Annotated in this window: 3 protein-coding genes; 1 reads left to right on the top strand and 2 read right to left on the bottom strand. The window is 33.8% G+C overall.

The genetic code is table 11. From position 1 onward, the window contains the following. On the top strand, positions 1-1,165 hold a 1,165-nt coding region (locus JK635_RS04335), incomplete at its 5' end, for a restriction endonuclease subunit S (protein WP_202652768.1). A gap of 43 nt (positions 1,166-1,208) precedes the next feature. Here the strand turns inward: JK635_RS04335 and JK635_RS04330 are convergent. Continuing rightward, positions 1,209-2,138 carry a site-specific integrase gene (locus JK635_RS04330; RefSeq protein ID WP_202652767.1) on the bottom strand — a complete coding sequence of 310 codons (930 nt, stop codon included), beginning with the start codon at positions 2,136-2,138 and terminating at the stop codon, positions 1,209-1,211. An 88-nt stretch (positions 2,139-2,226) separates the two neighbouring features. Beyond that, a partial coding sequence (locus tag JK635_RS04325; protein WP_202652766.1) for a restriction endonuclease subunit S occupies positions 2,227-3,397 on the bottom strand: 1,171 nt, incomplete at its 5' end.

The following is a 3,397-nucleotide window of genomic DNA, read 5'->3' as shown; positions in this document are numbered from 1 at the left end:
TTGGGAACAGCGTAAGTTGGGGGAGATTTCAGAAAAAGTAACGGAGAAGAACAAAAATAAAATTTATTCTGAAACTCTGACGAATTCAGCAGAGTATGGAATCATAAATCAACGTGACTTTTTTGAAAAAGATATCTCAAATGAAAAGAACTTAGACGGTTATTATGTTGTTCATCCAGATGATTTTGTTTACAATCCAAGGATTTCAAATCTCGCTCCAGTAGGTCCAATTAAGCGAAATAAGTTAGGAAGAACTGGGGTAATGTCGCCACTTTATTATGTATTCCGTATAGATGGCGTTGATAAAACATATTTAGAGAAGTATTTCTCGTCTAATAGATGGCATATATTTATGAAAATGAATGGAGATTCGGGAGCTCGATCAGACAGATTTGCTATCAAAGATTCTGTATTTCGTGAAATGCCTATTCCAATTCCCTCAAATTTAGAACAAACCAGGATTGGGAATTTTTTGAAACAACTTGACGACACAATTACTCTTTATCATAAAAAACTAGATAAATTGAAAGAATTAAAAAGGGCATATTTGTATCAGATTTTTGAACAGAGGCTACGATTTTTTGGGTTTTCAGGGGATTGGGAACAGGGTAAATTAGGGGATTTAGCAGAATTCTCCAAAGGTAATGGTTATACAAAAAGTGATTTGACTGAGGAAGGAAAACCGATAATATTATATGGTCGTTTATATACAAATTATCAAACTATTATCGACACTGTAGATACTTTTGTTATAGAAAAGGAAAACTCTGTAATAAGTAAAGGGAATGAAGTAATTGTTCCATCTTCAGGTGAAACTGCTGAGGACATTTCAAGAGCATCGGTAGTTAGTATTCCAGGTGTAATTTTAGGTGGAGATTTAAATATTGTGCAACCAAGTGATAAGATTGATCCAGTTTTCTTAGCATTGACAATCTCGAATGGAAAGCAGCAAAAAGAATTAAGCAAACGAGCACAAGGAAAATCCATTGTTCACTTGCATAATTCAGATTTAAAAGAAGTTAATTTGCTATTTCCGAAAAAAGAGGAACAAATGAGAATTGGAAATTTCTTTAAGCGTTTTGATGAGACAATAGCTCTTCATCAATCCAAAATCGATAAATTGACTAAAATAAAGAAAGGATTTTTACAAAAAATGTTTATCTAAAAAAGGCGCAGTAGCGCCTTTTTTGTGATGATATCTTTCATTTTTAATATAATGTTGATAAGTGCCGCATGACTTTCTCGTTATCTTGATTCTCTAATTCTTGAATAATATGAAGATACGTTTGTTGGGTCGTAGTCATATTAGAATGTCCTAGTCTTCTAGCAACACTAGCAATAGAAACACCTGCAAATAATAGTAACGAAGCATGTGTATGTCTCAAGCCGTGAAGAGAAATGACCGGGATATTCGCTTTTTGACAATATGTTGCCAGCCTTTGATTGATTGTTGAATTAAAAACCCGTCCATCCACAAAAATCGGTGAATTAGAGGGTACTTGCTTTAGTAACTGAGAAAATTGCATAGCCGTTTGCCAGTCTAACTGAACCTTTCTTATTGATGACGCGTTTTTGGTAGGCTGAAAACCACCTTGAGGTTCTTTATAATTCCAAGTTTTGCTAATTGATAGACTCTGTTTTGAGAAATCAAAGTCCTCTGGTGTAAGTGCTAGTGCCTCGGAAAATCGAATTCCCGTCTTGGCTACTAGGAGAATAAACCAATCCCATGAAATTGTTTCAGTTAATGAAAGTTGATTGAGCAACGCACGTAACTCAAACTGGTTCAAATACTTCAATTTCTTGGGAGCGGGTTCTTTTCCTTTGATTACTACCTTTCTAGTAGGGTCACGCGAAATCAATCCTTCATCATGAGCATCCAAAATGGCCCCTTTTACTTGATGATGAAAGTCCATTGTTGTTTGCTTTTCATGTGTTACTGCAAAGTCATTCAGCAGTTTTTGATAATTTTTTCTATCTAGCTCCTCTAAAGTTAAAAATGGGGCCAATTCTACTAACCATTGATGATTAATCCAATACTTTTGTAAAGTAACTGGTCTAACTGCACCATCTTTGTACAGCTCAATCCATTCTTTGAAATAGACATGGAATAGCACCGACTGTTTTTTTCTCTTATTCATGGGAAAACCTCCAAATAATATTTGATGATGACTTCTCATCATATCTATTATCAGGAGATTTAGCTGTCTTTCAAAGACCTATAGCATACTATACAAACATCTTTTGTAGGTAGGCTTTCTTTAGTTCATTAAGTTTCATCAATTTTTTTTCATGAAGATCAATGTTCTCATCTAGTTTTTTGAAAAACTTACCTATTTTGATTTGATCCTCTAATGGTGGGATCAGGCTTTCAAATTTTAAAAGGTTTTTAACGCTAATTCCAAATACTTTCATTCCTGTACCAGTCTTGTAACCATACCTTCTAAAAATTGATGAATTAATCAAATAGTAAAGAAAGAAAGAATCTACTTGTCTTGGTCTCAGAGCTATTGTATGTAATCCAGCAACTAGCTTATACGGTGTATCTATAGTAATTACAGCAGGTGTGGCTATTCCTTGATAATCTTCCGAAGCATCAGCTAATACAACATCTCCCTTTTCTAGAAGTTCATAGTTTCCAGCCTTTATATTGGGCAAATTGCTTGACTCATCTATTATATCTGCAACTTTCGTATGGATATCACCATAATGAATATACTTGTATCCTGTATATTCACTTGTCTCGACATCGCGAGATAAAGAATAAGACTTTATTCTTTCAACCAGTGAATCCAGATTACGTAGTTCCCATTCTTCCGAGAAACTTGAAAACCTTATTTTCTGACTAAAAATTAAATCTAGATAGGCCCTTTTTATTTTGTTCAGCTTTTCACATCTTTCTTGATAAAGGGCAATAGTCTCGTCTAGTTGTTTGAAAAAGTTACCCACCTTTTTTTGTTCTTCCAAAGATGGAACCCACATTTTAATTTGAGAGAGATTTGGAAATTGTACTCTTTGCTTTTCTATCAGAGATCCTGTTGCATACAATTTATATAAGTGAATAGCTTGAGGTGAAGACAGCCAAATTCTAAAAAATTGATTATTCCAATTTGCAGTAGTTTTCATTGTTATATAATATCCTGATATTGCAACACTATATCCTAGTTCATTAAATCCGACTGCCCCTAATGTCATATTCATTGGATTATATACAAAATCATTAGGATTAACTTTTTTGAATTTATCCTCTTTTTTTACAAGAAAGGATCTATTATATCTATCAGTCTTTTGTGTTAACCCTTTTTCAACTGTTAAACTGAATAATTCTAGGTTAGCTTCCATTGGATTAATATACTCACTTGTTTGTTCGAACACTTCCCCCAACTTACGCTGTTCCCAA

The sequence above is a fragment of the Neobacillus paridis genome, assembly GCF_016765675.1.
Taxonomy (GTDB): Bacteria; Bacillota; Bacilli; order Bacillales; family Cytobacillaceae; genus Neobacillus; species Neobacillus paridis.
The sequence above is the reverse complement of the archived record's forward strand: the minus strand, read 5'-3'. Positions and strand labels throughout refer to the sequence as shown.